General features: G+C 70.3%; 1 protein-coding gene. It reads left to right on the top strand.

Annotated elements, in window-relative coordinates; translation table 11 throughout:
• Positions 1–121 precede the first annotated feature (121 nt).
• Complete coding sequence (locus VG276_29845; GenBank protein ID HEV8653489.1) at positions 122–2,062, top strand: ISAs1 family transposase; 1,941 nt, start codon at positions 122–124, stop codon at positions 2,060–2,062.
• Positions 2,063–2,110 lie beyond the last annotated feature (48 nt).

Raw genomic sequence — 2,110 nt, forward strand, 5'->3', positions numbered from 1 at the left:
CAGGGCACTGATCAAAGTCGCGTTTTGATGCTTTGACCTGCGGCAACAGCCCAACTGGACAATTGGCGCTGGAGGTGCTACATCTGCGCGGGTGACGTCGTCGTGGCGAAGGTCGCTGGTGGTGCGACCGGTCGAGGATAGCGAGCTGGGCCGGTTCCGAGCCGAGCTGGAAGCCCATCATTGGCTCGGGTTCCGCTTGTCGGGCCGGGTCATGCGCTACGTGGCGGTGCTGGATGGGCAGTGGGTCGCGGTGGCCGGGTTCGGGTCGGCGGCGCTTTCCTGCGCGGTGCGGGAGGAGTTCTTGGGCTGGGATGCCGAGCTGAAGCGGCTGCGCCTGCCGTTGTTGGTCTCCAGCCAGCGCTTGTGTGTGCTGCCGGTCAGGCGGCGCCATCACCTGGCCTCGGCCGTGCTCGCTGCCTGCCTGCGGCGGCTAGGCGGCGACTACGCCCAGCGGCACGGGCATCCGGTGCTGGCCGTGGAGACCTTCACCGACCCGGCCCGGCACACCGGCGCCTGCTACGCCGCGGCCGGGTTCGCACCGGTCGGGCCGACTGCCGGGTTCGGGCGCAGCCGGGCTGGCACGCTGGCCCACGGCCAGCCCAAGACGTACTGGTTCAAACCGCTGCTGCCGCGGGCCGCCGCGCTGCTGGCCGCCGACTTCGACGTCACAGCCGTCGCCCTCCCGCTGACCCCAGGTGGCCGATCCCGGATGAGCATTGCCCGCCCCGACCCGAACCTGTTGGACTGGACCAGCGCTGACCACGGGCTGCTGCCCGCCCTCGCCGGCGTCGTCGACGGCCGCAAACGCCGTGGGAAACGCCACGAGCTGGCCGCGGTCCTGGCGGCCGCCGTGTGCGCGGTCCTGGCCGGCGCCGACGGCCTGGCCCAGATCGCCCAGTACGCCAGCAAGCTCCCCCAGCCGGCCCTGGCCCGCCTCGGCGTGCGCCGCAACGTCCGCCTGGGCCGCTACGTGCCGCCGTCGTATTCCACCGTCCGGCGCGCCTTCCGCGCCCTCGACCCTGACACCTTCGACCGGGCCGTCTCAGCCTGGCTGCACCGGCAAGTGGCCGCCGGGAACCTCACCGCCGCGCAACTGGCCCGCCTGATCATCGCCGTGGACGGCAAGACCGTCCGCGGCGCGTCAAAGGCCGGCGACCCGCTGCACCTGTTCGCCGCGATCACCCACGGCTCCGGCGCCGTGCTGGCCCAAACCGCCGTGCCAACCAAGAAAGGCGAAGGCAGCCAACTGGCTCCTGTCCTCGACCAAATCGCCGAACTCCGAGCCGCCGAAGCGCGCCACCGGCCCACCAGCCAACCCGACGACGACCCGAACGACGACGACCCGAACGACGACGACCAGCGCAACCGCGACCCGAACGACGACCCGCACGAGGAGGACCGCCCCGCAGACGGGGCCGGCCGCCCCGACAGCGACCCGAAGCGGCCCGGCAAGCTCGCCGACATCCTCCTCACCGCGGACGCTCTGCATACGACAAGGGCCAACGCCGAACGCATCACCGCCGACGGCGGGAACTACATCCTGATCGTCAAGGGAAACCAGCCGAACCTCTACGCCCAGCTCGACAGCCAGCCCTGGAACGACGTGCCGGTCGCCAGCCGCACCATCACCACCGGGCACGGCCGCCGCGACGAGCGCGTCCTCAAGGTCCTGCCCGCCGACCAGGTCGAAGGTCTCGCCTTCCCCGGCGTCAACACGGTCTTCCTGCTCGAACGCTACCGGTACAACAAGGACGGAAAACTGATCTCCGCGGCGGCCGTCCTCGGCGTCACCAGCTGCGACACCACCCAACTGCCCCCCACCGACCTCGCCGCCGCCATCCGCGGCCACTGGAGCATCGAAGCGCTGCACTGGCTGCGGGACGTCACATTCAACGAAGACGCTTCAACCCTGCGCAAAGGCCCAGCCCCGCGAATCCTGGCCACCCTCCGCAACCTCGCCATCAGCCTGCTACGGCTATTCGGATTCAGCAACATCGCCGCCGGCCGCCGAGAAATCGGCTGGGACCACGACGGACTGGCCCTCGACCTCATCGGCGTGTGACATCCACCACAATCAGGCCGTAATCACGCGACTTTGAACAACGCCCTG

The sequence above is a fragment of the Actinomycetes bacterium genome, from assembly GCA_036000965.1.
GTDB lineage: Bacteria > Actinomycetota > CALGFH01 > CALGFH01 > CALGFH01 > DASYUT01.